Raw genomic sequence first — 24,900 nt, 5'->3', positions numbered from 1 at the left:
TCACTTGATGGCTCCGACCGTCACACCTCGGGTCAGCGTGCGTTGGAAGATCAGGAAGAAGGCGATCGCCGGCACGATGCCGAGCAGGGCCGAAGCGCTGGACGTGGTGGCGTCCATGTACTTCTCGCCCTGCAGGACACCGAGCGCGACGGGCACCGTCTGGGTGTCGTTCGAGATCAGGAAGATCAGCGGAAGGAAGAACTCGTTCCAGGTCCAGATGAAGAAGAAGATCAGCAGGACGTTGAGGGTGGGCCGGCTGATCGGCACCACGATCCGCCACAGAGACCGCAGCCGCCCCGCGCCGTCGATCGCCGCCGCCTCCAGGATCTCCTTCGGGAACTGTCCCAGCACCGCGCTCAAAAGGTACGTGCCGAACGCCGCCTGGATCACCGTCATGACGATGATCACGGCCAGCTGTGTGTCGTACAGCCCGACGGCCTTCGCCAGGTAGTACAGCGGGTAGGCCAGCGCCTCCTGCGGCAGCGTGTTGGCCACCAGGAACAGCACGAGGATCGACAGGCGGCCCTTCACCCGGCCGATGCCCAGCGCGTACGCGTTGAGCACCGACAGCACGACGGCGAACACCGCCACGGAAGCGCAGATCAGGAAGCTGTTCCAGAGCTTCGTGCCGAACTCGACCCGGTTCCAGAAGTCGATGATCCCCTGGAGGTAGAGCCCGTCGGGCAGGCTCAGCGGGCCCTGCGAGCTGTACTCGGCCGGCGACTTGACCGCGTTGATCGCCACGATCGCGAACGGGAACACCATCACGACCGCCAGGACGACCAGCGCGAACAGCACCGCCCAGCGTCCGGGCCCCCTCATTGCTCACGCTCCTGGACGCGCAGGAACAGGAACGTCACCACGATGATGATCACGGCCAGCACGGTCGCGATGGCGGAGCCGTACCCGACGTTGCTCTTCTGGAAGAAGTTCAGGTACGAGAAGTACGACGGGACCATGGTGGCGTTGCCCGGACCGCCCCGCGTCAGCACGAAGATCGGCCCGAACACCTTCAGCGCGGCGATCGTGCACGTCAGCAGCACCACGAAGATCTCCGGCCGGATCTGCGGCAACGTGATGTGCCAGAACCGGCGCCACCACGAGGCCCCGTCAATCTCGGCCGCCTCGTAGTAGGCCGGGTCCACGCGCTGCAGCCCGGCCATGAAGATCACGACCGGGTAGCCGAGCTGGAACCAGACCATGACCGCCATGACCGTGGCCAGCGCCAGGTCGGGATCGCCGAGCCAGTCGAGGTCCAGGCCGAAGATCTCGTTGACCGCGCCGTACGACGGGTGCAGCATCCAGCCCCACACCACGCCGGCCACCGCCACCGGCAGCACCTGCGGCAGGTAGTACATGGCCCGCAGCGCGGAGGCCGTACGCGGCCCGAACCGCTTGGCGATGTAGTCGAACAGGGCGGCCGCCAGCACGAGGCCGATCGCGGTGGGCACGATGGCCATGGCCACGATCAGCCCCACGTTGTGCTGGAACGACTCCCAGAACCGCTCGTCCTTCAGCAGCCTTGCGTAGTTGTCGAACCCGATCCACCTGGGAGTGCCCACCCCTGACCAGCGGGTGAAGCTCGCACCCACGTTCATGAGGAACGGCACGACGATGACCACCAGGAACAGCACCAGGCTGGGGGTCAGGTAGAGCCAGTACCCCCTCGTGCGAACTCTCATCTAGTTGCCAATGTCGGCGAGGTTGTCCTCATATGGCTTGGCGATCTCGTCCAGCACCGCGGCAGAGGACTTGCTGCCGTTGATGAGCTCCTGGACCCCGGCGACCAGCACGTCGTAGTAGCCGGGCGCGGGCCAGTCGGGGTAGAAGGCCAGACCGTCCTGACTGGTGAGCTTGTTGAACGTCTCGATGAGCTCCTTGCTCTTGGCGTCGGTGATCGCGGCCGGGTCGGCGGCCACGGGGACGCCGCCGGAGTTGCCCAGGAGGTTCTGGATGTCCTTGCTCATCGTGATGTCGATGAAGTCGTAGGCCAGGTCCTTGTTCTCCGACTTCTCGGGCACGACCCAGAGGTTGCCGCTGGAGCCCGGGGCCATCGTGGCGCCGGGGAAGAGGAAGTGGTCCCACTCGAACTTCTTGATCTCCGAGGCGAAGCGCCCGTACCACCAGCTACCGCTGATCATCATGGGGAACTTGCCGTTGATGAACGCCACGCCCATGTCCTCGGCCTTGAGCCCGGAGGAGTTCTTGGCGATGTAGCCCTTCTTCACCCAGTCGGTGAACGTGTCGGCGCCGTAGGTGAACTCGGGGCCGTGGAAGTCCACCTTGCCCTTGTAGGACTGGAAGGCGTCCAGCCACGGCTTCTGCGCCTTGGTCAGCGCGAGCTGGTAGAAGATCTGCTGGGCCGGGTACTCGGCGCCGGCGGTGGCGAGGGGGGTCACCCCTGCCTTGACGAACGTGTCCATCGCGGCCGTGAACTGCTCGAACGTCGTCGGCACCTGGACCTTGTACTTGTCGAACAGGTCCTTGTTGTAATAGACCATCACGAACTCGCCGTAGTTCGGCACGCCGTACCACTTGCCGGAGCCCATGACGCCGCGGTCGTCGTACTTGGCGGTGGTCTGCAGGCCGCCGGGCAGCAGCTTGTCCCAGCCGCGCTTGGTGGCCTCCTCGCTCAGGTCGGTGAGCAGGCCCTGCTTCGACAGCAGACCGGCGGTGGCGTTGCCCTTGTTGTACTCCATGATGTCGGGCGCCTCGTCGGAGTTGAGCACCATGCTGGCCGTCTTCTGGATGTTCTCGAAGCCCTTGGCCTCGAACTTGACGGTCACGTTCGGGTGCGAGGCCTCGAACTTCTTGATCGCTTCGGCCCACGCCTTGCCCATGGCGCCGTCGGCCGCTTCGTAGTGCCAGAGCTTGAGTGTGCGCGGCTGACTGCTGTTCTGGGCGGCCGGGGTCTCCGACCCTCCCGAACCGCACGCCGACAGAACCAGGACCGCGGCGGCCAGCACCGCCGCGGCTCTTGACTTGACCATGATCCCTCCAGGGGGGTGTTACGAGATGACGGCCCGTACGGGGGCTCCGGCCACCGGGGCGATCTCGACCCCGGTGACGCGCTTCGGGCCGGTGACGGCGACACGCAGCACGTCGCCGTCCGTGGTGGCGACGGCGATCGTCACGCCGTCCTCGTCGTGGATTTCCGCGGTCGCGTCGCCGCCCCCGAAGGCGACGAGAGTGATCTCGGCAGGCACGTCCACCGTGTCTCCTGGTGTGGTGACCGGGATGAGCGCGCCGTGCCGTACGAAGAGGGGGATCTGGTCGAGCGGCTTGCCGACCGTGATGTAGCGGGCGCCTTCGAGCACCTCGCCCGTCCAGTAGTCGACCCACGCGCCGCGCGGCAGGTACACCCTCCTGGTGCCCTTGGGCGCGGTCATGGGGGCGACGAGCAGGTCGCGGCCGAGCAGGTACTGCAGGTCGGCCTGCCAGGCCACCGGGTCGTCCGGGTAGTCCACGCACATCGCCCGCATCATGGGCGCGCCGGTGCGCGCGGCCTCGACGGCCGCGGAGTAGATGTACGGCATCAGCCGGTAACGCAGCTTCAGAGCGTCGACGGCCTGCTCCTCGACGGCGGGGAACTCCCACGGCTCGCGGGTGGTCGTGCCGTGCAGGCGCAGCAGCGGGGAGAGCGCACCGAACTGGGCCCAGCGCACGTACAGGTCGTCGGTGGGCCTGCCGGTGAAGCCGCCGGCGTCGTGGCTCCAGAACGGCACGCCGGACAGGCCGTGCGCGAGGCCGCCCCTGATCGTGCTGCCCATGGCGGCGTAGCTGGTGTAGGTGTCGCCGCCCCACTGGGCGCTGTGGCGCTGGCCGCCGAGGTACGAGGAGCGCGCCCAGACGAGGTCGTGGCCGTGAACCTCGCGGGTGACGGCGGAGACTGCGTCGTTGAACAGCAGGGTGTAGACGTTGTGCAGGTCGGTGCCGGTCATGCCGTTGAAGGCGACCGAGTCGGCGGGCACGCCCTCGGCGAAGTCGGTCTTGAACGCGTCCACGCCCTGGCGCAGCAGGTCTCTCAGCAGCCCGGTGAACCACTCGACGGCCTGCGGGTTGGTGAAGTCCACGATCCCGCACGGCGGGAAGGACTCGTGCCAGCAGTCGGCGACGTAGGTCTCACCCGACTGCTTTTTCAAGAAATATCCGGCTTGGTCGCCCTCGGAGAAGGCGGGGCTCAGGTGGGAAATATACGGATTCATCCACAGGCAGACCCTGAACCCCATGTCCTTCAACTCGGCCAGCATCCCCACGGGGTCGGGGAAGTTCACGGGATCCCATCGCAGGTCCGACCAGTGCCCGTCGGTCTGCCAGTACGTGTCCAGATGCAGCACGTCGCACGGGATGCCGCGCTCCCTGATCGTCCGTGCCCTGGCCAGCACCCGCTCCTGGCTGTCCACGCAGAACCCGGACGAGATCCAGGTACCGAACGCCCACTTCGGCGGCAGCGACGGGCGACAGGTCAGCAGGTCGTAACGGTCCAGGACGTCGGAGGGCGTCGGCCCCGCGATCACGTAGTAGTCCATCACGTCGTCGGGCACGATGATCTGCACGACGCTGTGTGTGGACTGGCACACGTCGAACTCCGTCGGGGCGCCGCTGTCGACGAGGACGCCGTAGCCCTGGCTGGAGACGTACAGGGGGATGTTCTTGTACGCCCGCTGCGACTCGGCGCCGAACGCGTCGAAGTTCCACATGAGCGGGCGCTGGCCGCGCTTGTCCAGCCGCGTGAACGACTCACCGAAGCCGGCGAAGGCCTCGTCGGGGGCGGCGGCGAAGCTCTCGTGGTAGGCGACGGGGGCGCCGTTGGAGCTGGAGCGGCCGAAGGGGAGCGTACGCAGCCGCCCGCTGATGTCGGTGTGCCCGCGATCCTGCTCGACCAGCGTCTTCCCGGCGGCGTCGGTGAAGCGCAGATGCCACGGCGCCAGGCTGATCTCGGCCCGCAGCGAGCCCGCGTCCACGACGATCGGCTCCCCTGGCGCGACCCCGGCACGTGCCCCTGGATACGTGCCGGGGGTCACCAGTGAGATGGCCCCTTCCGAGCGCGGCCTGGCGGTCGCGTCCTCCGACAGCCGCACCCGGATGACTCCCTCACCGGCCACTCCCACCTGGACGACCAGCGTCTCCTCCGCCGTGGTGACCGCTTTCACCATCACCTCGGCACCGTCGGCCGCGACCAGTTCCGCGGCGGTCACCGCCGAAAGACCACCCTCGCCTCGTGCGCGAACCGGAAGCTCGGGCGGGTCCGCGACGAAGTACTCGTGCGCGACCAATGGGGGGCGATAGGGCATGGAAGCTCCTTTGAACGGCTGCGCCAACTCGTGAGTTAGTTTGCTGTTCATACCAACAAACGTCAACGGTCAGCGCCCCACTTCGTCCAACCCCACCGCCCTCGAGCACCGTGGGCGGGCCATCACGTGCCCGGCTCAAGATCGGGTCTTGGCCGAGGGCGAATCTCATCGGGCGTAGAGCCTCCGCGCCCACAGATATCCGGCCAGGGCGATGAGCGCTCCAGACGGCCGCCTCCACGAAACTGGAGCCGCCAGGCGACCGGCCGGCAGCGCGCGCAGGCGGTCGATGGCGCGGGGCAGGCGGCGGATGCGCCGCAGGTAGGGGGGACCTTATGGCTATAACTCGTTAGCAGAGGTAATATTCTAGGCGTGAGCCTATCGGATCTACCAGAGTCCTTGATCTCCGTCATATCCGGCATCCAGCGGCTTGTCCGGCGCAAGCTGCGCCCCGGTGTGACAGGCCCGCGGCTGTCCGGCGCCCAGGTCGAGCTGCTGCGCCTGGTCGCCGCCACGCCCGGCATCGGGGTGTCCGCCGCGGCCAAGGAGCTGTATCTGGCGGGCAACTCCGTGTCCACGATGGTCAACCAGCTCACGGCCGCCGGGCTGCTGCACCGCGAGCCCGGCCACGAAGACCGCCGCTCCGCGCGGCTGCTGCCGACCCCGCAGGGCGAGGCCCGGCTGCGCGACTGGCGCGAACGCCGCGCCGCGCTCGTCCGCGCGCACGTCGACCGGCTCGACGAGACCGACCAGCAGGCGCTCGCCGCCGCGGTCCCCGCCCTCCGCAGGCTCGCCGACGGCTTGCGCGAGGAGGTGGCCCGGCCATGAGAGACGCCCTGACCTGCGGCGGTCTACGAAAGGAGGTTGGCGAGCCATGAGTGACGCCCTGACCTGTGACGGCCTGCGCTACTCCTTCGGCCAGACCAGAGCCGTCGACGATCTGGACCTCTCGGTCACGTCCGGCGAGATCTTCGGCCTGCTCGGCCCGAACGGCGCCGGCAAGACCACCGCCATCCGCTGTGTGACCACGCTCCTGCCGGTCCAGCCCGGCATGGTCCGGGTCTTCGGCCGCGACGCGGCCACCGAGCCGATGGCCGTGCGCCGCCTGCTCGGCTACGTTCCGCAGCAGCTGTCGGCGGACGGCCGCCTCACCGGCCGCGAGAACGTGTCCCTGTTCGCCCGGGTCTTCGACATCCCCCGACGCGAGCGCGCCGCCCGCGTCGCCCAGGCGCTGGAGGCGGTCGGGCTCGCCGACGTCGCCGACCGGCTCGCCGAGACGTACTCCGGCGGCATGGTGCGCCGGCTGGAGTTGGCCCAGGCGCTGGTCAGCGCGCCGCGGCTGCTCATCCTGGACGAGCCGACGATCGGGCTCGACCCCATCGCCCGCGCCGGCGTGTGGGAGCACATCCAGGCGGTGCGCGCGGCCGTCGGCATGACGGTCCTGGTCACCACCCACTACATGGACGAGGCCGACCAGTACTGCGACCGGGTGGCGCTCATGCACCAGGGACGCGTCCGGGCGGTCGGCACGTCCGAACAGCTCACCGAGGAGCTGCGCGCCCGTCGCGGCGACGATTCCACGCCGACGCTGGAGGACGTCTTCAGGGACGTCGCCGGCAGCGGCCTCCACGAGGAAGGAGGTGAGTTCCGCGATGTCCGGCGTACCCGCAACACCGCCTCCCGCGTCGGCTGACCGCCCACGCGGCACGGGGCTGGACCTGCTCACCACCCCACCGCCCGAGCGCGCGCGATGGCGCGTCCTGCCCGCCAGGGTGGTCGCGATGTGCGTGGTGGAGTTGCAGAAGCTCCGTCACGACCGCACCGAGCTGTACACCCGCGCGATCCAGCCGGCCCTGTGGCTGCTGGTCTTCGGCGAGACCTTCACCCGCATCCAGGCGATCCCGACGAACGGCGTGCCGTACCTCGACTACCTGGCTCCCGGGATCATCGCGCAGTCCACGATGTTCATCGCCATCTTCTACGGCATCCAGATCATCTGGGAGCGCGACTCGGGTGTCCTGACGAAGCTGCTGGTCACGCCCACCCCGCGGTCGGCGCTGGTCACCGGCAAGGCGTTCGCGGCCGGGGTGAAGGCGGTGATCCAGGCCGTCGTGGTGATCGCCATCGCGGCGCTGCTGGGTGTGGCCATGACGTGGAACCCGCTGCGGCTGGCCGGGGTGATCGTCGTCGTGGTGCTCGGCTCGGCGTTCTTCTCCTGCCTGTCGATGTCGATCGCCGGGATCGTCCTGACGCGCGACCGCCTGATGGGCATCGGCCAGGCCATCACCATGCCGCTCTTCTTCGCCTCCAACGCCCTCTATCCCACCACCGCCATGCCCGCCTGGCTGCAGGCCATCAGCACGGTGAACCCGCTCAGCTACCAGGTCGACGCCCTGCGCGGCCTGCTGCTCGGCACCCCCGCGCACCTACCGCTGGACGCCGCGGTCCTGCTGGCGGCCGCCGTGCTCGGCATCGCGGCCGCCTCCCGCCTGCTACGCCGCCTCGCCCGCTGATCCACCGAGATCTGCTGGGCGGCGTGGTCCGGACCGTCCGGGCCGCGAACGACCTGCCCAACCCCCCTTTGACCTGGGCACCTTCCAAGGGCACCTGGACGACCTCACCGTCCCTCCCGACGCTCCTGACCGGCTGCGCGCCATCCTCCAGGCCCCGCGCAAGCAGGCGCTGCGACTACAGCTGGACCTGCTCGCACTGGTCGAACCCCACCTGCCGCTCGCTCCCGGACCGCGCCACGCGTAGGCCACGCGGTCTCTCGCAGGGTCTCATCGTTGAGACTAATTAAAGAAGCTGGTCTCAAGACACTCACTTCGCGGACCTCGCCCGAGCTTGGTCTCATTGATGAGACCAGGACTGTGCTTATCGCCAGACGTCGAGCAGTTCCTCCGGGGCGATGTGCCGGACGCCGTCCACGCTGCATCCGCTGCGGGAGATCGCATAGAGAGGCGTGGAAGAGTCCGCTCCAGGCGTCTTGGAGCGGTGGACGATGAGTTGGCTCAGGTCGTGATGGTCAAACGGTCGGTCCTCGAGCCATTTCACAGAGCCCACCATGGTGATCGTCTTCGCAACCGACTCCCGATCGGCACCTATGATGTCGATCTCGGGGTCATTGGTCCTGGTCCAGTATCCGCCGATTGCCCCAGTTCGCTCAGGTAGGTCGTCCATGCGGCGGAAAGACTCCTGGATCAAGGGCTCGATGGCCATTCCTCGCCACGATGTCCATGACAGGCGGATCCGCTCCAGGACTTTGTCTCCGCGGCCGCGTTCGATGTCGGTCAGCCGGGATCCGATGAAGGGAATCCAGAACCGCAGATGCGAGTCGATCACGCGATATCGCGAGTCCCGCGATGGGCGCGTCGACAGCGGTCTGTCCACGGCGATCATGCGCTTTTCCAGGAGGAGTTGGAGTGCGCGATTCATCGTCGCACGGGGGATGTCCTGGGTGGCGGTCGCGATATTGGAGTGCGTGCGCTGCCCGGAGCCGATGGCGTTGAGGACTTGATGAGCGTGCGCTTCAGGCGGGCACTCAGCAGCCAGGGCGCGCTCTCCGCTGACTATCAAGGCCGAGAGCGGGTCATCGAGTGCCTGCTCCAAGTACGTCCAGAGAGAACCGCCCTTGGGCCACTCTTCACAGATCATCGGCAGTCCGCCCCAAACCAGATGTGCGTCGAACGCCTCTGCGGGAGGAAGGTCGAGCGCCTGTCCGACGTCATATGGCGTCAGAGGGTTGACCACGAAATCGGCGGCCCGCTGGTAGAAGGGGCGGCTATAGGTGTTGATCGCCTCCATCATGGATAGATCGGAGCCGATGAGGAGCAACAGGACAGGCCGTCTGGAGAACTCCTTGTCGAAGAGCTTCTGGAGCACGCCCTCCAATGTGGGGTCCGCCTTGATGAGGTAGGGCAGCTCGTCGATGACCACGATGCTGGGAGAGCCCTCTGGCAGGGCCCGGGCCAGGAGGGAGAGAGCGTCATGCCATGAGCTGGGTTGCTTGTCATCGAAGACGGACGCAGCGGGCAGGCTCGACGCGCGCACCTCCTCGATGAAGGTGCGAAGTTCCTCGCCGAGCGTCTGGCCGGTGGCTGTGTAGTAGACGTAGGGCAACTGTGCTTGCCGGATGAACTCCTCTGCCAGCCTGGACTTCCCGACTCGGCGGCGCCCCCGTATGAGCAGCGCGCGCCCAGGTCGGTCGAACCGCTGACGCTTCGTCTTCTCGAGGGCCCGCCGGAGGACGGTGAGCTCTCGTCGCCTGCCGATAAACGGTTCCATCGATCCTCCAGAAAGTCTCATGAATGAGACTAACTGAAGCGCTGGTATCAGCACATGGCCTTCATGGCCCTCATCCGTGTATTAGTCTCACGAATGAGACTTAAGGAGCCGTGTCCCGGGGGCCGCGGCCAGGACGCCTCGAGAACGGGCTACAGACCCAGAGAGGCGGAAAGGTCGGCCTTCAGGGCGTCGAGGTCGCGGGCGGCCTGTGCCCGGGCCTCCGCCACCTCACCAGTCACCGGAACGACGACCTCCAGGTAGCACTTCAGCTTGGGCTCCGTGCCCGAAGGGCGGACCACCACGCGGGCGTCGCCCGCCAGCCGGTACCGCAGCCCGTCCGTCGGCGGCAGCCCCCCGTCGCCCTTTGTCAGGTCGTCCGTACGCACGACCGCCCGGCCGCCCAGTTCGGACGGGGGACGGGTGCGCAGGCGGTTCATGGCGTCGGCGATCAGGGTCAGGTCGCTCACGCGGAAGGAGAGCTGCGAGGTCGCGTGGAGGCCGTAGCGGCGGGCCTGGTCGTCCAGGAGGTCCAGCAAGGTACGGCCCGAGCGCTTGGCCGCCGCGGCGATGCCGGCCACCGTGAGGGCGGCCCCGATGCCGTCCTTGTCGCGGACAGGGAGGCCCGCGTCGGAGCCGATGCTGTAGCCGATGGCCTCCTCGTAGCCGAAGACCAGCCCAGGACCCGCCTTGATGATCCACTTGAAGCCGGTCAGCGTCTCGCCGTAACGGACCCCGTGCGCTTGGGCGATCTTGCTCAGGAGGGTCGAGGAGACGATGGTGGTGGCGACCATGCGGTCGCCGGTGGTGTGGGTGATCACGTGCTCGGCCAGCAGGCCCCCGACCTCGTCCCCGGTCAGCATGCGGCACGTCCCGTCCGGCAGCGGCACCCCCACCGCGCACCTGTCGGCGTCCGGGTCGTTGGCCAGGACCAGGTCCGCGTTCAGCTTGGCGGCCAGCGCGATGGTCAGGTCCATCGCCCCGGGCTCCTCCGGGTTGGGGAAGGAGACCGTGGGGAAGTCGGGGTCGGGGTTGCGTTGTTCCTCGACGGCCACCGGGTTCTCGAAGCCGGCGGCGAGGAAGGCGCCCGTGAGCGTGGCGCCGCCGACCCCGTGCAGGGGCGTGTACGCCACGCGCAGGTCGCGGGCATCGCCCAGGGGCAGGGAGGTCACCGCGGAGATGTAGTCGTCGACGATGCTCTCGCCCAGCTCCGTCAGCGTGCCGGGACCGTGCAGGGGAAGCAGGTCGACGCGGCCCACGGTGTCGATGGCGGCCGAGATCTCGCGGTCGATGGGGGACACGATCTGGGAGCCGTCGCCCCAGTAGACCTTGTAGCCGTTGTCCCGCGGCGGGTTGTGGCTGGCCGTGACCGTCACCCCGGCGTCCGCGCCGAGGTGACGTACGGCGAAGGCCAGGACGGGGGTGGGCAGCGGGCCGGGCAGGAGAGAGGCGTGCAGTCCGGCGCCCGTCAGCACGGCGGCCGTGTCGCGGGCGAAGACGTCGGACTTGTGGCGGGCGTCGTAGCCGATGACCACGTGCTTGCCCGGCCCCAGCACCTTAGCCAGGCCGGCGGCGGCGCGCATGACGGTGACGCGGTTCATCCGGTTGGGGCCCGCCCCCAGCTCGCCGCGCAGGCCCGCCGTGCCGAACTCCAGCTTCGCCCCGAAGCGGTCCTGCAGCGCGGGAAGGTCCCAGCGTTCGAGCAGGTGGGAGAGCTCCGCCCGGGTCTCCGGGTCCGGGTCCTGGGCCAGCCACTCCCTGACGGCCCTCTCCAACATCACAGGCCTTCCTTCGTCAGGCCTGTGATGAACATGCTGTGTCCATTGGTTCGCTCGCTACGCTCACTCACAGCGAGTCCACCACCTTGGCCAGGAGGACCCCCATGCGGGCCGCCGTGGCGCGGCCGACCTCCAGGACCTCCTCGTGGTTGAGCGGCTCGCCCGACAGCCCCGCGCCCGGATTGGTGACCAGGGAGACGCCGAGCACCTCCAGGCCGGCCTCGCGGGCGGCGATGGCCTCCAGGACGGTGGACATGCCCACCATGTCGCCGCCCAGCGTGCGCAGCATGCGGATCTCGGCCGGCGTCTCGTACGTGGGCCCGCGGAAGGCCACGTAGACCCCCTCGGCCAGGCTCGGGGCGATCTCGTGCACCAGCGCCCGCAGGCGGCGCGAGTAGACCTCGGTGAGGTCGATGAACGTGGTGCCGGTGATCGGGTTGGCCCCGGTCAGGTTGATGTGGTCGCTGATCAGGACCGGGTCGCCGACGTTCTGCGTCTCGGGGCGCAGGCCGCCGGCGGCGTTGGTGAGCACGAGCGTGCGCACGCCGGCCGCCGCCGCCGTGCGTACGCCGTGCACGACCGCGTCCACCCCGAGCCCCTCGTACAGGTGCGTGCGCCCGAGGAACACAAGCGCGTGCCGCTCCGCCGAGGTGCGCACGACGCGGATCTTGCCGCCGTGCCCCGCCACGGCGGGCGCGCGGAAACCGGGCAGGTCGGTGAACGGCACCTCGCTCACCGTCTCACCGATCGCGTCGGCGGCGGGCACCCACCCCGACCCCATGACGAGCGCCACGTCGAAGGTGTCGAGGCCGGTCGCGTCCCGAAGAGCCGCGGCCGCCTCGGAGGCCAGGGTGTATGCGTCGATGGTCACAGCTCAGTAGTTTAGGAGGAGCCTGTCCAGCACCCGCACCCCGAACTGCAGGGCGTCCACCGGCACCCGCTCGTCCACACCGTGGAACATCGAGGCGAAGTCCATGTCCGCGGGAAGCCGCAGCGGCACGAACCCGAACCCGCGCACCCCGAGGTCGGCGAAGAACGTCTTGTTGTCGGTGCCGCCCGACATGCAGTACGGGATCGCCCGCGCCGCCGGGTCCTCGGCCTTCAGCGCCGCGATCATCGACTCGACCAGCGCCCCGTCGAACGAGGTCTCCAGCGCGATGTCGTGGTGCACGAACTCCCGCCGCACCTTCGGCCCGAGCAGCGAGTCGACCGTCTTGAAGAACTCCTCCTCGAACCCCGGCAGGAACCGCCCGTCGATAACCGCCGTTGCCTGGCCGGGGATGACATTCGACTTGTAGCCGGCGTTGAGCTGGGTCGGGTTGACCGTGTTGCGCAGCGTCGCACCGACGAAGCGCACGAGCGGCCCGATCTTGTCCAGGACGGGCTGCGGGTCGTCCTCGTCGAACGGGATCCCGAACGCGTCCGCGACCTCGGTGAGGAACTGCCGCACGGTCGGCGTGTAGGTGAGCGGCCAGTCGTGGTCGCCGATCCTGGCCACCGCCTTGGCGACCTCGGTGACGGCGTTGTCGGAGTTCAGCATCGAGCCGTGCCCTGCCGTGCCGTCGGCGATGAGCTTCATCCAGGCCAGGCCCTTCTGGGCGGTCTCGATGAGATAGAGCCGCAGCGACGGGTCGACCTCCAGCGAGTAGCCGCCGACCTCGCTGATCGACTCGGTGACGCCCTCGAACAGCTCGGGGTGGTTCGCGGTGAGGTACTTGGCGCCGTACACGCCGCCGGCCTCCTCGTCGGCCACCCACGCGAACACGATGTCCCGGCGCGGCTTGCGCCCCTCGCGCTTCAGCTGGCGCAGCACGGCCAGCATCATCGCGTCCATGTCCTTCATGTCCACGGCGCCGCGGCCCCAGATGTAGCCGTCGCGCACCTCACCACCGAAGGGGTCGACGGACCAGTCGTCGGCGTTGGCGGGCACCACGTCCAGGTGCCCGTGTACGAGCAGCGCGGGCAGTGAGGAGTCGCTGCCCTCGACGCGGGTGATCACGTTGCCGCGGCCGGGCTCGCTCTCGATGTACGTGGACTCGATCCCGACCTCGGCCAGCCTGGCCATGACGACCTCGGCCGCGGCCCGCTCGCCGGGTCCGCTGCCGTCCCCGTAGTTGCTGCTGTCGGCGCGAATCAGCTCCACGCAGAGGTCGGCGACTTCCTTCTCGGCGGGTGTCATGGCGTTTTCTCCCAACGGTGATCCAACGTGAGCAGTCCGGACTTATGGAGATGACCGCGCTTGTAGGCGCGGGTGATCAGGGTGAGGTCGCTGTCGGTGATCTCGTCGTACTGTCCGACGACGCGGGTCATGAAGCGGTAGAGGTCGGCCTCGTGCGCGGCCACGACCTGCACGATCAGGGAGTGGTTGCCCGAGGTGGCGGCGCAGTAACGTACGTCAGGGTGCGCGGCCAGCCGCTGGCCGACCAGGTCCAGCGCGTACGGCCGGACCTTCAGCCAGAGCATGGCCTCGACCTCGAGCCCGAGCAGCGCGGGCTCCACCTCGGCGCGGGGCAGCAGCAGCCGCCGCTCGATCAGCGAGGTCACCCGCCTGCGCGCGGTCGGCACGGAGATGTCGAGGCGCTCGGCGACGGTGGTGAACGCGATCCTGCCGTCGGCGGCGAGCAGCTGGGCGATCTCCTCCTCCAGAGGTGACAGGCCCTCCTCGTCGGGCAGGCCCTCGGGGGGCGGCGCCGGCCGCAGCTCGGCCACCTCCTGCTCGCTGAGGTACGGCGCGTGCCACTCGGCCACGGTCCTGAACGTGTGGAGCACGACTTGAGCCTGCGTCTGCCGCACACCGTCGATCTCGGAGACCTGCGCGGACAGGATGTGGTGCAGCTGCTCGCGGGACGGCGAGACCAGCTCGCAGCCGATGTCGGCGGCCCCGGTCAGCGCGTAAACCGATCGCGTGTCGGGCCGGTCGGCCAGGGCCTCGGCCACCTTGCCCGCCGTGCCGGGGCGCACCTGGACGTGGAGGTGCACCGGACGCCCGTGCCCGGTGCGCAGGTCGTCGTAGATGGCCGTGACCCCCACGATCCCCTCGGAAATCAGGCGCTGCAGCCTCCTGGCGACCGTGCGCTCATGCTCGCCGACAGCCCTGCCGATCTCGCCCCACGAGGCGCGCGGGCTGACTTGGAGCGCGGCGACGAGGCGCCGGTCGAGAACATCCACCTGCAACCTGTTCTATGTCGGGTTTGTAAATATCTGGCCAGAGATTTGACTGTTTCGGTCGTCCAACTGCACAGTAAGCCATCTCCGCACTTTGCAGCAAAGGAGCCCCCCGTGGCGACCTCCCCCGTGACACATTCGCCAGTCGGCATCCCCAAGAGCCGCGTCCGCCAGCTCATGGCGGCCAGCATCGGCAACGTCGTCGAGTGGTACGACTGGTACGCCTATACGTTCCTCGCGACGTACTTCTCCGCCCAGGTCTTCCCCAAGAGCGTCGGCGGCCTGGTGGCGCTGCTGAGCGCCTACGGCGTGTTCGCGGTGGGCTTCTTCATGCGCCCGCTGGGCGGCCTGCTGGTCGGCGCGTTCGCCGACCGGTTCGGGCGCAAGGCCGCGATGACGTTCACGATCGTGCTGATGGGCGCGGGGTCGCTGCTGCTGGGCGTGACTCCGACATACGAGTCCGTGGGCATCCTGGCGCCGATCATCCTGACCCTCGCCCGCCTCATCCAGGGCCTGTCCGTCGGCGGCGAGTTCGCCGCCGCGACCACGTTCCTGGTGGAATCGGCCCCGCCCGGGCGGCGCGGCCTGTTCTCGAGCTTCCAGTACGTCAGCACCACCATCGGCCAGCTCGTGGCCTCCGGGCTGGCCGCGCTGCTCGCCTCGGGCCTCGCCAAGGAGGACATGGGCTCGTACGGCTGGCGCATCCCGTTCATCGTGGGCGCGGTCATCAGCCTCGTGGGCCTGTGGATCCGCAAGGGCGCCGACGAGACCTCGGCCGTGGCGGAGGAGATCCAGCGCGGCGAGGTCAAGCGGCCGCGCCTGTTCGAGTTCCTGGTGAGCTACCCCAAGGCGGCCGCCACGATCGTCGGGATCACGATCGCGGGCACCGTGGCGTACTACACCTGGACGAGCTTCCTGCCGATCTACGCGCAGATCACGGTCAAGTTCGACGTGGCGGAGTCGCTCCAGGTCGGCACGATCTCGCTGTTCTTCTTCATGCTGCTCCAGCCGCTGCTCGGCCTGCTGTCGGACCGCATCGGCCGCAAGCCCATGCTGATCACCTTCGGCGTCGCCTTCGTGGTGCTGCCGGTGCCGCTGCTCGGCATGCTGTCCAACTCGTTCGCCAGCCTGCTGGTCGTGCAGCTGATCGGCATGCTGTTCCTCGGCTGCTTCACCTCGATCTCCGCCGCGGTGAACTCCGAGCTCTTCCCGACCAGGGTGCGCGCGGCCGGGGCGGGCTTCCCGTACTCGCTGACCGTGGCGCTCTTCGGCGGCACCGCGCCGCTGCTCGGCACCGCGCTCAAGGACGCCGGGAACGTGCAGGTGTTCCCGTACTACATGTCGGCGCTGGCGCTGATCTCGACGCTGGTCTACATCTTCGTGCTCAAGGAGACCAAGGATCAGCCGCTGAGCTAACCGCCGTAAGAGGTGCAGGGGCGCTCCCGCAGCTCCTTGACGTAGTCGTCGGGGGCGCCCGCCCGCTCGGCCGCCTCGGCCAGGCTGCCGAGGTAGCGGGCCGAGGGCAGGCCGCCCTCGTAGCCGTCGAGCACGTAGAACCAGGCCACTACCTCGCCCTCGAGGGTCTGCACGCGCAGCCGCACCTTGTGGTAGGCCCCGCGCACCGCGCCCTCCCACTGGTCGAGCGAGGTCTCCTCCCAGTCGGGCACGTCGTAGAGCACCACGAACACGTGCTCGTCGGGATCCTCCACGATCGTGGCGAGCGCGCCGTCCCAGGCGAGGTCATATCCGCCGAACGTCAATCGCCAGCCGGTCAGCCAGCCGATACCCCAGATCGGAGAGTGCGGGGCACGCATGGCCATCTGCTCCGGGTCCATGTTCGAGCCGTACGCGGCATAAAGCCGAAGCTCACTCGGCTTGCCTGAAGGACCTGAAAGCCACACCACGATCCACCCCTCTCACCGGGTGCCGCTCGCCATCCAGCTACCGCGCCATCCTGTCACGCTGGACAGCCGTCTCCGTCCATCGGCCTCAGACCGAAGGACGACGTGTCATCCTTCGTCACCAAAGCTCCATGCCCTCTCTTGACACCCGATGGGCCAGTTGCAGCCTTACCGAGCTCATGCGGAACAATGGGTTATGTGACGAGGATCGTGATCATTGGTGGCGGACCAGGCGGCTACGAGGCGGCGCTGGTGGCCGCCCAGCTAGGCGCGCAGGTCACGATGGTCGAGCAGGACGGCCCGGGTGGCGCGTGCGTGCTGACCGACTGTGTGCCGTCCAAGACGCTGATCGCGACCTCGGTCCGTAAGCAGGCCCTGCTCGACGCGCCGTCGCTGGGCATCTCCTTCGACGGGGGGCCCGACGGCGAGGCAGGCACGGTCGGGATCGATCTTCCCCTGGTCAACAAGCGAGTGAAAGAGCTGGCCCAGGCCCAGTCGGCCGACATCGCCACCCGGGTGGAGGCCGAGGGCGTCGAGATCATCAGGGCGCGCGGCCGGCTGGTCGATCCGCAGGTGGTCAAGGCGGGCGACCGTACGATCAGAGCCGATGTGGTGATCGTGGCCACCGGTGCGACGCCGCGTGTGATGCCCACCGCCGAGCCCGACGGCGAGCGCATCCTCACCTGGCGCCAGCTTTATGACATCGAGGAGCTGCCCGAGCACCTGATCGTGGTCGGCTCGGGCGTGACGGGCGCGGAGTTCGCGGGCGCGTACCGCTCGCTGGGTTCGGAGGTCACGCTGGTCTCCAGCCGCGACCGGATGATGCCCAACGAGGACGCCGACGGCGCCGAGGTGCTCGAAGAGGTCTACCGCCGCCGCGGCATGAACGTCATGGGCCGCTCGCGTGCCGCCGGCGTCAAGCGCACGGCCGACGGCGTGGTCGTGACCCTGGAGGACGGCCGCACGGCCGAGGGGTCCCACGCGCTGATGACGGTCGGCATGATCCCCAACACCACGGGCATCGGCCTGGAGGAGGCCGGGATCCAGCTCGACAAGGGCGGCTTCGTCAAGGTCGACAAGGTCTCGCGCACGTCCGCGCCCGGCGTCTACGCGGCCGGTGACTGCACGGGCGTGCAGATGCTGGCCTCGGTGGCCGCCATGCAGGGGCGCATCGCGGTCTGGCACGCGCTAGGGGAGGCCGTCCAGCCGCTGCGGCTGGCCACGGTGGCCTCCAACATCTTCACCGACCCGGAGATCGCGGCGGTCGGCGTCGCGCAGCGGGTGATCGAGGCGGGCGAGGTCGAGGCGAACGTGGTCAAGCTGCCGCTGGCCACCAATGCCCGGGCGAAGATGCAGGGGTTCAACGACGGGTTCGTCAAGCTGTTCTGCCGGCCGCACACCGGGATCGTGCTGGGCGGCGTGGTCGTGGCGCCGCGGGCTTCCGAGCTGATCCTGGCGGTGTCGGTGGCGGTGCAGCAGCGCCTGACCGTCGACCAGCTCGCCCACACGTTCGCCGTTTACCCGTCGATGTCCGGGTCGATCACTGAGGCGGCCCGCCGCCTGATGCAGCCGGGCGTGGCCATCTGACGGCGCCGAGGCCCCGGGGGCCCCGGCGCCGCTGAACGTCAGGCCAGGCGGAACTGCAGGTCGATGTCCCAGTTGTTCATGTCGGGCTCCACCAGCGGGTTGGTCTTGTAGAACTCCAGGCGGCAGCCCCAGTGCTCCGTCCCGTCCTTCTCGGTCATGTCCCAGGTCAGCCCCTGCTCCTCCGCCCACTTCAGCAGCGAGGAGATGACGCCGGCCAGCTGGTCAGGGTGGCCGTGGTGGGAGACCGTGACGTAGCGGCCCGCGGGGAGGACATCGGTGAAGATCTCGCCCTCCCCCTCCACCGTCGCACCGACCGGCACTCCGGCCTGCACCACGAGCCGGTCCTCGGCCATGTTGATGCTGTCGTACCTGAAGAACGGGGCTTCGGCGGGGGCTGCCCCGCGTTCGGCGAGCCAGCCGATCAGGCCCGCGATGCGGTCTCCGACCAGGCCGAAGCTGGTCATGGTGATGGTCTTGCGGATCCCGATGTAAGGACGGTCCGGGAATTCAATGATTTGTGGCATGTTTCCTCCTTCACCCCTCAGTACGAAGCGCGTGCGCGAAACTCATCGGCAGGTCGAAGAAGGGGAACAGGCCGGGGTCCAGGTACGTGGTCGTGCCCGCGATGCGACCATCCACGATGTCCAGGATGACCAGGGCGAACGGCTTGCCGTCCATGTACTGGCCGAAGGCCGGGGAGCCGTTGGCCCAGGCCGGTAGGAGGCGGGTGCCGGCGCACGGCGCGTCCGACGCGAGCAGGACCGCCCGGATGCTCTCGCGGCCCCGCAGCCACCATGTGAACGGCGGCATCGACATCGTGGCGTCCTCGTGCAGCAGCGACACCAGGGCGTCCACGTCGTACCGCTCGAAGGCCGACACGTAGCGGGACAGCATTTCCTCGTCCACCTCCAGGTCGCTGGGTCCCACAGCGGGGAGCTTGGCGCGGGCCCGTTGCAGAGTGCTGTTGACGGACGTGACCGTGGTCGACAGGAGGCTTGCGGTCTCGGCGGCGCTCCATTTGAGGACGTCGCGGAGGATGAGAACGGCGCGCTGCCGGGGCGGGAGGTGCTGCAGGGCCGCCACGAAGGCCAGGCGGATGGTCTCGCGGGTCACCGCCAGGTCCTCGGGGCTGACGCGGCTGTCCGGGATGGGGTGGATCCAGCGCTCGGGAGGGAGTGGCGCGCCCAGGTCGGCCCCCGGTGTGGCGGCGGGGCCGAGGTCCATGGCGCGGGCGCGGCGTTGCGGACCGCGCAGCATGTCGAGGCAGATGTTCGTGGCCAGGTGGAACAGCCACGAGCGCAGGGGGCCGCGCGCGGCATCGTACGTGCGCCACGCCCTGACGAACGCCTCCTGCACCGCGTCCTCGGCCTCGAACCCCGAGCCCAGCATGCGGTAGCAGTAGCCGGTCAGCTCGCCCCGGTGCCACTCCAGCTCCGTCGCGTCCACTATGCCGACGTCACCTCGATCTGCAGCTCGGTGACCCATTCGTCCTTGTTCTCCGGGCAGTGCAGGGAGATCTCCCTCGCCAAGCCCAGGGACTGGTAGCCGTTCTCCTCGATCCAGTGGGCCAGCGCCTGGAACGTCGGCAGCGCCGAGTCCATCGACCCATGGTGGATGATCGTTGCCGCCGTCGGCATCGCGGGCAGGTCCACGATCTGGAAGTCGTACGAGTCGCCGGGCGGCGCGGCGACCGGCATGCAGGCGTGGATGATGACGGAGCCGTCATCCTCCGCCTGGTAGTAAGCGAGCCCGGGGCCGGTGATCCGCACGGCGGCGGCCTCCACACGCCGGCAGAGCTCGCCGAAGAGCGGCGTGATCACGGGGCCGATGTGCTCGCCCTCATAGCCGGCCGCCCGGGCGCTCAACTCCCCGACCCGGACCGGGCTCACGGCCTTCAGGACAACCTCCGCCGTCTGCAAGTGACCCTCCCGCTCGATGGTGCGCAATCGCGCCTCGACGCCTCGGAGCCTGGCCAGGTCGGCGTTGATCTGGGCCTCGAGCTGGGCACGGCGCAGCCGTACCATGCCGTGCAACTCCTCCGCGCTCACCTTCTCGTCCAGGATCGCCCTGACCTGCTCCAGAGTGAAGCCGAGGTCCTTGATCGCGACGATCCGGTTGAGCCTGGCCAGCTGCGCGGCCTGGTAGGAACGGTAGCCGGTGGCCGCGTCCACGTGCGCAGGGCGCAGCAGGCCGATGGCGTCGTAGTGGCGCAGCATGCGCACGGACACCAGCCCGAGCCTGGCGAAGTCTCCGATGTTGAACATGACGCCTCCAGGTGTGGGGCCTGACACGGTGTCAGGGTCAACCTAATGGCGATTTAGGGATTCATGAGGTATTTTTTCAGGCATGGGCGACCGAACGTTCGGTAGGTCCGTTCTGGACCTCACTGACCGGGACGCGGATGCGAGCCGGCGGATCAGGACGGCGGCGGTGCTGCTGTTCGCCCGGCAGGGCTACGCGGCCACGAGCATCCGCGACCTGGCCAAAGCCGTCAACATGACTAATGCCGGGATTTATCACCATGTGTCGAGCAAGGAGGCCCTGCTCGCCGACCTCATGCGCGTCGCCCAGCAAGGGCTGATCGACGCCACGGAGCACATGCTGCGCGACGTCGAAAGCCCCGCCGACCGCCTCGCCCTGCTGATCAGCTCGCTCACCGCCGTCCATGCCCTCAGCCCCATGACCACGCGTGTCATGGACGACGAGCTGCGCTCTCTGACGCCCGGCTCAGCCGGCCGCGACGAGATCATCGCCCTGCGCGACGCGTACGAGGACTACTGGAAGGACACCCTCGCGCGAGGCGTCGAGACCGGAGCGTTCCGCGTCGCCGACCAGAAGCTGACCCGCCTGGCCCTGATGTCCATGTGCACCGGCACCAGCGAGTGGTACCGCCCCGATGGGGACTCCTCGCTGGAGCAGGTGTGCGCCGAGTTCGTCACGATCGGCCTGGCCGCCGTCCGCGCGCCCGCCCAGGCCACGACAGCCCTCGATCTCTCACTGCTGCCCGACTTCCCGTGGGAGCCGCCGGATGCGCCAAACGATCCCCGACCTGATGAGGCACGCCGCTAGCACGTACGGCACGCGCGAGTTCCTCCGTTTCCCCGACACCTCGCTCACCTTCGAAGACGCCGACGCCCGGTCCGACGGCCTGGCCGCCGCCCTGATCGACAAGGGCGTCCGGCCCGGCGACCGCGTGGCGATCATGATGGACAACGTCCCGGACTGGCCGCTGAGCTGGCTGGCGATCCTGAAGGCGGGCGCGATCACCGTGCCGGTGAACGTCCGGTATCGGGCCGCCGACCTGGAGCACGTCCTGCGCGACTCGGGCGCCGTGGCCACGCTGACCACCGAGGACCACGCCCCGCACATCCCGGGTACGGTCTACGTCCTCGATTCGGCCACACCCGCAAGAACCCCGGCCAGGACCCACGATGTCGCGAATTTTCAGTACACGTCGGGGACGACCGGGTTTCCCAAGGCCTGCATGCTCACCCACGACTACTGGCTCAGGACCGCCCAACTGGTCGCCGACCAGGTCCGCCTGCGCGACGACGACGTCATGCTGATCGCCCAGCCCTACTCCTACATGGACCCGCAATGGGTCACCCTCCTCTGTCTCATCGGCGGCATCCCCCTCGTGGTGCTCCCCCGCTTCTCCGCCTCCGGCTTCTGGGCCTCGGCCAGGGAGCACGGCGCCACGCTCACGTACGTGCTGGGCTCGATGCCTCTCCTGCTGCACAAGCAGCCGCCACACGCCGACGACGGCGCCGGCCGGATGCGTCTCGTGCTCTGCTCGGGCATCCGGCCGGACCTGCACAGGGCGTTCGAGGAGCGCTGGGGCGCGCCGTGGCGCGAGCTGTACGGCTCCACGGAGAGCGGCCCCGACCTGGGGGTGCCCATCGACGCCGAAGAGACGGTCGGCACCGGCGCCATGGGCCTGCCGTACCCGGGCAAGGAGGTCACGCTGGACGATGAGACCAGCGAGATCCTGGTCAGAGGCGAGCCCATGATGAAGGGCTACTGGAACCATCCGGAGGCCACCGCTCATGCCTTCAGAGGCGGCTGGTACCACACCGGCGACCTGGGCTTCCGCGATGAGCACGGCTACATCCATCACGCCGGTCGATTGAAGGACATGGTGCGCAGGGGCGGCGAGAACATCTCGTGCGCCGAAGTGGAGAGCGTGCTCACCCAGCACCCCGCGGTTCTCCAGGCGGCCCTGGTGCCCATCCCCGACGACCTGTGGGGCGAGCTGCCGAAGGCGTTCCTCCAGCTCCGCCCTGGCCACGCCGCCGACGCGGACACGGCCATGAGCGTGATCGAGCATGCCAGGGAACACCTGGCCCGCTTCAAGATCCCGGAGTACGTGGAGTTCGTCGTGGAGTTCGCGCTCACCCCGTCGGCCCGCGTCGAGAAGCGCCACCTGCTCCACCCGGACCGCGACCAGCGCGCCGCCCCAGCCATCGCAATCCCCAAGGAGAGACCGTGATCGAAGTGACCGAACGCGACGAGGTGGCCGTGATCACGCTCGCGCGTCCCGAGAAGCTCAACGCCCTCACCGCCGGCATGCGCAGGGACCTGGCGGCGGCCATCCGCGCACATGGCAGGAGCGTCAGGGGCATCGTGGTCACCGGCACCGGCCGGGCGTTCTCGGCCGGTGAGGACATCCACGAGGCGGCCGGCAAGTCGCTGGTCGAGGAGGTCGAGCTCTTCCACGACATGACCAGGGCAGTCCTGGAGACGCAGGTCCCGGTCCTGGCGGCGGTCAACGGCCTGGCCGTGGGCGGGGCCGCCGAGTGGACGCTGAGCTTCGACGCCCGCATCGGCACCCCGGCGGCCGAGTACTTCCTCCCGGAGAACCACATCGGCCTGTCGATCTCCAACGCCTCCAGCTACCTGCTCCCCCGCCTGGCGGGCGCCAAGGCGCTGAGGCTGGTGCTCGACTCCACCCGCATGACCGCCGAGCAGGCCCTGGCCACGGGCCTGCTGGACGAGATCGTCGCCCCGGAAACGCTCCTGGACACGGCGATCGAGCGCGTGCACCACTGGACGCGGCCGGGCTCCGCCACTGCGGTGCACCTGGGGCTGCTGCGGCCGCCCGTCGACGAGGTCGAGCGGGCCTTCGCAAGGGAGACGGAGGCCGCCAAGCAGGTGGAGGAGTCGGGGATCGCCCAGGCGGGCATGTCCCGCTTCGTCAACAGGCCTAGGCGATGACGATCGCCGCGACCACCAGCACCACGGCCGCCACCAGCACCGCGATCGAGTCGTAGGACCACGTGACCCGGCCCGGCGCCGCCTCCTGCTCACGGTGCCTGGCCGACTCGGCGCGCTCGCGGATCTGCTCGCCCACCCAGTCGGCGTGCGTCTTGCCCGCGAACGCCTCCACCGCCGCCTGCTCCGCCTTCGACAGCGTGGGCTCGGCGCTGAGGCGCCCGCGCTGCTGCCTGGGCATCCCGCGCCGCTGCGCCCTGGCCCGCTCCCGAGCGCTGCTCATCGGCGTCCAGAGCCGCAGCACCTGCCCGTCGCCGTACTGGACGTTGATCGAGTGGGACACCGTCACATCCTCGACCGAGGCCCACGGCAGGAACGTGGTGCGGAGCGGGTTGCGACCCACCAGCCCCTCCTCCGTGAACACGGTGGCGGGGCGCAGCGCGATCACGTAGACCAGCGCCGTGATCGCGCCCAGCACGGCCAGGGCCACCAGCGACGACTTGCCGGTGTAGTGGGCGATCAGGTCCCACACGTTGAAGGCGACGAAGGCCAGCCACACCCACGCCAGCACGAACGCGGTCCTGGACCGGTAGGTCTGCTTCACGGCTGCCACTTGAGCTGCGCGAACCCCGGCTTGATCACGCCGTTGATCAGCGCCAGCCGCTCGTCGAACGGGATGAACGCCGACTTCATCGCATTGACCGCGAACCACTGCAGGTCATCCCAGCCGTAGCCGAACGCCTCGACCAGTTTGGCGAACTCCTGCGACACACTGGTCGAGCTCATCAGCCGGTTGTCGGTGTTGACCGTGACCCGGAAGTGCAGCCGCCGCAGCAGCCCGATGGGGTGCTCGGCGATCGACGCGGCGGCCCCGGTCTGCAGGTTGGAGGTGGGGCACATCTCCAGCGGGATGCGCTTGTCACGCACGTACGCCGCCAGCCTCCCCAGCTTGGCGGACCCGTCCCCGGACACGGAGATGTCGTCGATGATCCGCACACCGTGCCCGAGCCGGTCGGCGCCGCACCACTGGATCGCCTGCCAGATCGACGGCAACCCGAACGCCTCGCCCGCGTGAATGGTGAAGTGGGCGTTCTCCCGCTGGAGGTACTCGAACGCGTCGAGATGCCGCGTGGGCGGGTAACCCGCCTCGGCCCCCGCGATGTCGAACCCCACCACGCCGACGTCGCGGTAGCGCACGGCCAGCTCGGCGATCTCCATCGAGCGCGCCTGGTGCCGCATGGCCGTCAGCAGCGTGCCGACCCGGATGCCGCGCCCCTCGGAGCCCTGCCTGAACCCTTCGAGCACCGCCTCCACCACCTCGTCGAGACTCAGCCCCGTGGTGGTGTGCTGCTCGGGTGCGTAGCGCACCTCGGCGTAGACGACGCCGTCGTCCGCCAGGTCCTGAGCGCACTCGGCGGCCACGCGCACGAGCGACTCGCGCGTCTGCATGACCCCGACGGTGTGCTCGAACGTCTCCAGATAGCGCTCGAGAGAGCCCGAGTCGGACGCCTCCTCGAACCACTGGCGAAGGTTGTCGGGGTCGGTGGTGGGCAGCCGATCGTAGCCGGTCTCCCTGGCCAGCTCGACGATCGTCTCGGCGCGGAGCCCGCCGTCGAGGTGATCGTGCAGCAGCACCTTGGGAGCCCGCCGGATCTCGTCAAGCGTGGGACTCATCTCGCCATGATA

Annotated in this window: 23 protein-coding genes; 8 read left to right on the top strand and 15 right to left on the bottom strand. The window is 68.9% G+C overall.

Features of this window, described 5'->3' with window-relative positions; all coding sequences use genetic code 11:
* Genes AB0J09_RS00545 through AB0J09_RS00530 form a run of 4 tightly spaced genes read right to left on the bottom strand, consistent with a single transcriptional unit; the run spans nucleotide 1 to nucleotide 5,294 of the window.
* Nucleotides 1-822, bottom strand: coding sequence for a carbohydrate ABC transporter permease (locus AB0J09_RS00545; RefSeq protein WP_360682931.1), 822 nt, complete (start codon nucleotides 820-822; stop codon nucleotides 1-3).
* Nucleotides 819-1,682, bottom strand: a complete 864-nt coding sequence (locus AB0J09_RS00540) for a sugar ABC transporter permease (RefSeq protein ID WP_360682929.1) — start codon at nucleotides 1,680-1,682, stop codon at nucleotides 819-821. Before AB0J09_RS00540 ends, AB0J09_RS00545 begins: the two co-directional genes overlap by 4 nt.
* Nucleotides 1,683-2,990, bottom strand: a complete 1,308-nt coding sequence (locus AB0J09_RS00535) for an extracellular solute-binding protein (RefSeq protein ID WP_360682927.1) — start codon at nucleotides 2,988-2,990, stop codon at nucleotides 1,683-1,685.
* A gap of 18 nt (nucleotides 2,991-3,008) precedes the next feature.
* The gene (locus tag AB0J09_RS00530; RefSeq protein ID WP_360682925.1) at nucleotides 3,009-5,294 is read right to left on the bottom strand and encodes a TIM-barrel domain-containing protein; all 2,286 of its coding nucleotides are present in this window, start codon (nucleotides 5,292-5,294) and stop codon (nucleotides 3,009-3,011) included.
* 369 nt (nucleotides 5,295-5,663) lie between these two features.
* Here AB0J09_RS00530 and AB0J09_RS00525 point away from each other — a divergent pair, with 369 nt between their 5' ends.
* Genes AB0J09_RS00525 through AB0J09_RS00515 form a run of 3 tightly spaced genes read left to right on the top strand, consistent with a single transcriptional unit; the run spans nucleotide 5,664 to nucleotide 7,804 of the window.
* On the top strand, nucleotides 5,664-6,119 hold the full coding sequence (locus AB0J09_RS00525; RefSeq protein ID WP_360682923.1) for a MarR family transcriptional regulator: 456 nt from the start codon (nucleotides 5,664-5,666) through the stop codon (nucleotides 6,117-6,119).
* Between the two features lie 46 nt (nucleotides 6,120-6,165).
* Complete coding sequence (locus tag AB0J09_RS00520) at nucleotides 6,166-6,984, top strand: ATP-binding cassette domain-containing protein (RefSeq protein WP_360682921.1); 819 nt, start codon at nucleotides 6,166-6,168, stop codon at nucleotides 6,982-6,984.
* Nucleotides 6,944-7,804, top strand: a complete 861-nt coding sequence (locus AB0J09_RS00515; protein WP_360682919.1) for an ABC transporter permease — start codon at nucleotides 6,944-6,946, stop codon at nucleotides 7,802-7,804. The genes AB0J09_RS00520 and AB0J09_RS00515 overlap by 41 nt, the downstream gene beginning before the upstream one ends.
* A gap of 361 nt (nucleotides 7,805-8,165) precedes the next feature.
* Here the strand turns inward: AB0J09_RS00515 and AB0J09_RS00510 are convergent, their stop codons facing one another.
* The 5 genes from AB0J09_RS00510 to AB0J09_RS00490 all read right to left on the bottom strand — a co-directional run bounded on the left by AB0J09_RS00510 (nucleotide 8,166) and on the right by AB0J09_RS00490 (nucleotide 14,518).
* Nucleotides 8,166-9,575: a DUF234 domain-containing protein gene (locus AB0J09_RS00510; RefSeq protein ID WP_360682917.1), complete on the bottom strand. Its 1,410-nt coding sequence runs from the start codon at nucleotides 9,573-9,575 to the stop codon at nucleotides 8,166-8,168.
* Between the two features lie 149 nt (nucleotides 9,576-9,724).
* Nucleotides 9,725-11,350: a phospho-sugar mutase gene (locus AB0J09_RS00505; RefSeq protein WP_360682915.1), complete on the bottom strand. Its 1,626-nt coding sequence runs from the start codon at nucleotides 11,348-11,350 to the stop codon at nucleotides 9,725-9,727.
* A 67-nt stretch (nucleotides 11,351-11,417) separates the two neighbouring features.
* Nucleotides 11,418-12,221 carry a purine-nucleoside phosphorylase gene (locus tag AB0J09_RS00500; protein WP_360682913.1) on the bottom strand — a complete coding sequence of 268 codons (804 nt, stop codon included), beginning with the start codon at nucleotides 12,219-12,221 and terminating at the stop codon, nucleotides 11,418-11,420.
* A 3-nt stretch (nucleotides 12,222-12,224) separates the two neighbouring features.
* Nucleotides 12,225-13,529: a M20/M25/M40 family metallo-hydrolase gene (locus AB0J09_RS00495; protein ID WP_360682911.1), complete on the bottom strand. Its 1,305-nt coding sequence runs from the start codon at nucleotides 13,527-13,529 to the stop codon at nucleotides 12,225-12,227.
* On the bottom strand, nucleotides 13,526-14,518 hold the full coding sequence (locus AB0J09_RS00490; RefSeq protein ID WP_360682909.1) for an Lrp/AsnC family transcriptional regulator: 993 nt from the start codon (nucleotides 14,516-14,518) through the stop codon (nucleotides 13,526-13,528). The genes AB0J09_RS00495 and AB0J09_RS00490 overlap by 4 nt, the downstream gene beginning before the upstream one ends.
* A 111-nt stretch (nucleotides 14,519-14,629) precedes the next feature.
* Between AB0J09_RS00490 and AB0J09_RS00485 the strand changes: the two genes are divergently transcribed.
* Nucleotides 14,630-15,931: an MFS transporter gene (locus tag AB0J09_RS00485; RefSeq protein WP_360682907.1), complete on the top strand. Its 1,302-nt coding sequence runs from the start codon at nucleotides 14,630-14,632 to the stop codon at nucleotides 15,929-15,931.
* Here AB0J09_RS00485 and AB0J09_RS00480 read toward each other — a convergent pair.
* Entirely contained in the window at nucleotides 15,928-16,416 is a 489-nt protein-coding gene (locus tag AB0J09_RS00480; protein ID WP_360682957.1) for a gamma-glutamylcyclotransferase, read from the bottom strand. The genes AB0J09_RS00485 and AB0J09_RS00480 overlap by 4 nt on opposite strands.
* Before the next feature lie 198 nt (nucleotides 16,417-16,614).
* Between AB0J09_RS00480 and AB0J09_RS00475 the strand changes: the two genes are divergently transcribed.
* Nucleotides 16,615-18,003, top strand: coding sequence for an NAD(P)H-quinone dehydrogenase (locus tag AB0J09_RS00475; protein WP_360682905.1), 1,389 nt, complete (start codon nucleotides 16,615-16,617; stop codon nucleotides 18,001-18,003).
* Between the two features lie 38 nt (nucleotides 18,004-18,041).
* Here the strand turns inward: AB0J09_RS00475 and AB0J09_RS00470 are convergent, their stop codons facing one another.
* The 3 genes from AB0J09_RS00470 to AB0J09_RS00460 are packed head-to-tail and all read right to left on the bottom strand — an operon-like array spanning nucleotide 18,042 to nucleotide 20,267.
* Nucleotides 18,042-18,527 carry a GyrI-like domain-containing protein gene (locus AB0J09_RS00470; protein WP_360682903.1) on the bottom strand — a complete coding sequence of 162 codons (486 nt, stop codon included), beginning with the start codon at nucleotides 18,525-18,527 and terminating at the stop codon, nucleotides 18,042-18,044.
* Between the two features lie 10 nt (nucleotides 18,528-18,537).
* Complete coding sequence (locus AB0J09_RS00465) at nucleotides 18,538-19,449, bottom strand: sigma-70 family RNA polymerase sigma factor (protein ID WP_360682901.1); 912 nt, start codon at nucleotides 19,447-19,449, stop codon at nucleotides 18,538-18,540.
* The gene (locus tag AB0J09_RS00460; RefSeq protein ID WP_360682899.1) at nucleotides 19,449-20,267 is read right to left on the bottom strand and encodes a MerR family transcriptional regulator; all 819 of its coding nucleotides are present in this window, start codon (nucleotides 20,265-20,267) and stop codon (nucleotides 19,449-19,451) included. The genes AB0J09_RS00465 and AB0J09_RS00460 overlap by 1 nt, the downstream gene beginning before the upstream one ends.
* An 82-nt stretch (nucleotides 20,268-20,349) precedes the next feature.
* Between AB0J09_RS00460 and AB0J09_RS00455 the strand changes: the two genes are divergently transcribed.
* From AB0J09_RS00455 to AB0J09_RS00445, 3 genes are read left to right on the top strand one after another with little or no spacing between them, the layout of a single operon-like run.
* Nucleotides 20,350-21,072, top strand: coding sequence for a TetR/AcrR family transcriptional regulator (locus tag AB0J09_RS00455; RefSeq protein ID WP_360682897.1), 723 nt, complete (start codon nucleotides 20,350-20,352; stop codon nucleotides 21,070-21,072).
* On the top strand, nucleotides 21,032-22,492 hold the full coding sequence (locus AB0J09_RS00450) for an AMP-binding protein (RefSeq protein WP_360682895.1): 1,461 nt from the start codon (nucleotides 21,032-21,034) through the stop codon (nucleotides 22,490-22,492). The genes AB0J09_RS00455 and AB0J09_RS00450 overlap by 41 nt, the downstream gene beginning before the upstream one ends.
* Nucleotides 22,489-23,217, top strand: a complete 729-nt coding sequence (locus tag AB0J09_RS00445) for an enoyl-CoA hydratase/isomerase family protein (protein WP_360682893.1) — start codon at nucleotides 22,489-22,491, stop codon at nucleotides 23,215-23,217. Before AB0J09_RS00450 ends, AB0J09_RS00445 begins: the two co-directional genes overlap by 4 nt.
* On the opposite strand, the gene AB0J09_RS00440 is transcribed toward AB0J09_RS00445, so the two are convergent.
* Complete coding sequence (locus AB0J09_RS00440) at nucleotides 23,207-23,818, bottom strand: PH domain-containing protein (RefSeq protein WP_360682891.1); 612 nt, start codon at nucleotides 23,816-23,818, stop codon at nucleotides 23,207-23,209. The genes AB0J09_RS00445 and AB0J09_RS00440 overlap by 11 nt on opposite strands.
* Entirely contained in the window at nucleotides 23,815-24,888 is a 1,074-nt protein-coding gene (locus AB0J09_RS00435; RefSeq protein ID WP_360682889.1) for an adenosine deaminase, read from the bottom strand. The genes AB0J09_RS00440 and AB0J09_RS00435 overlap by 4 nt, the downstream gene beginning before the upstream one ends.
* Nucleotides 24,889-24,900 lie beyond the last annotated feature (12 nt).

It is taken from the genome of Nonomuraea sp. NPDC049784, from assembly GCF_040659615.1.
In the GTDB taxonomy this organism is placed as follows: Bacteria; Actinomycetota; Actinomycetes; order Streptosporangiales; family Streptosporangiaceae; genus Nonomuraea.
This window is presented reverse-complemented; position numbering and strand designations above follow the sequence as displayed.

Bases quoted from the DNA above. Each gene is read 5' to 3' on its own strand.
- AB0J09_RS00545 (WP_360682931.1), bottom strand. From the start codon at position 822: ATGAGGGGGCCCGGACGCTGGGCGGTGCTGTTCGCGCTGGTCGTCCTG.
- AB0J09_RS00540 (WP_360682929.1), bottom strand. From the start codon at position 1,682: ATGAGAGTTCGCACGAGGGGGTACTGGCTCTACCTGACCCCCAGCCTG.
- AB0J09_RS00535 (WP_360682927.1), bottom strand. From the start codon at position 2,990: ATGGTCAAGTCAAGAGCCGCGGCGGTGCTGGCCGCCGCGGTCCTGGTT.
- AB0J09_RS00530 (WP_360682925.1), bottom strand. From the start codon at position 5,294: ATGCCCTATCGCCCCCCATTGGTCGCGCACGAGTACTTCGTCGCGGAC.
- AB0J09_RS00520 (WP_360682921.1), top strand. From the start codon at position 6,166: ATGAGTGACGCCCTGACCTGTGACGGCCTGCGCTACTCCTTCGGCCAG.
- AB0J09_RS00515 (WP_360682919.1), top strand. From the start codon at position 6,944: ATGTCCGGCGTACCCGCAACACCGCCTCCCGCGTCGGCTGACCGCCCA.
- AB0J09_RS00510 (WP_360682917.1), bottom strand. From the start codon at position 9,575: ATGGAACCGTTTATCGGCAGGCGACGAGAGCTCACCGTCCTCCGGCGG.
- AB0J09_RS00505 (WP_360682915.1), bottom strand. From the start codon at position 11,350: ATGTTGGAGAGGGCCGTCAGGGAGTGGCTGGCCCAGGACCCGGACCCG.
- AB0J09_RS00495 (WP_360682911.1), bottom strand. From the start codon at position 13,529: ATGACACCCGCCGAGAAGGAAGTCGCCGACCTCTGCGTGGAGCTGATT.
- AB0J09_RS00470 (WP_360682903.1), bottom strand. From the start codon at position 18,527: ATGCCACAAATCATTGAATTCCCGGACCGTCCTTACATCGGGATCCGC.
- AB0J09_RS00460 (WP_360682899.1), bottom strand. From the start codon at position 20,267: ATGTTCAACATCGGAGACTTCGCCAGGCTCGGGCTGGTGTCCGTGCGC.
- AB0J09_RS00455 (WP_360682897.1), top strand. From the start codon at position 20,350: ATGGGCGACCGAACGTTCGGTAGGTCCGTTCTGGACCTCACTGACCGG.
- AB0J09_RS00450 (WP_360682895.1), top strand. From the start codon at position 21,032: ATGCGCCAAACGATCCCCGACCTGATGAGGCACGCCGCTAGCACGTAC.
- AB0J09_RS00435 (WP_360682889.1), bottom strand. From the start codon at position 24,888: ATGAGTCCCACGCTTGACGAGATCCGGCGGGCTCCCAAGGTGCTGCTG.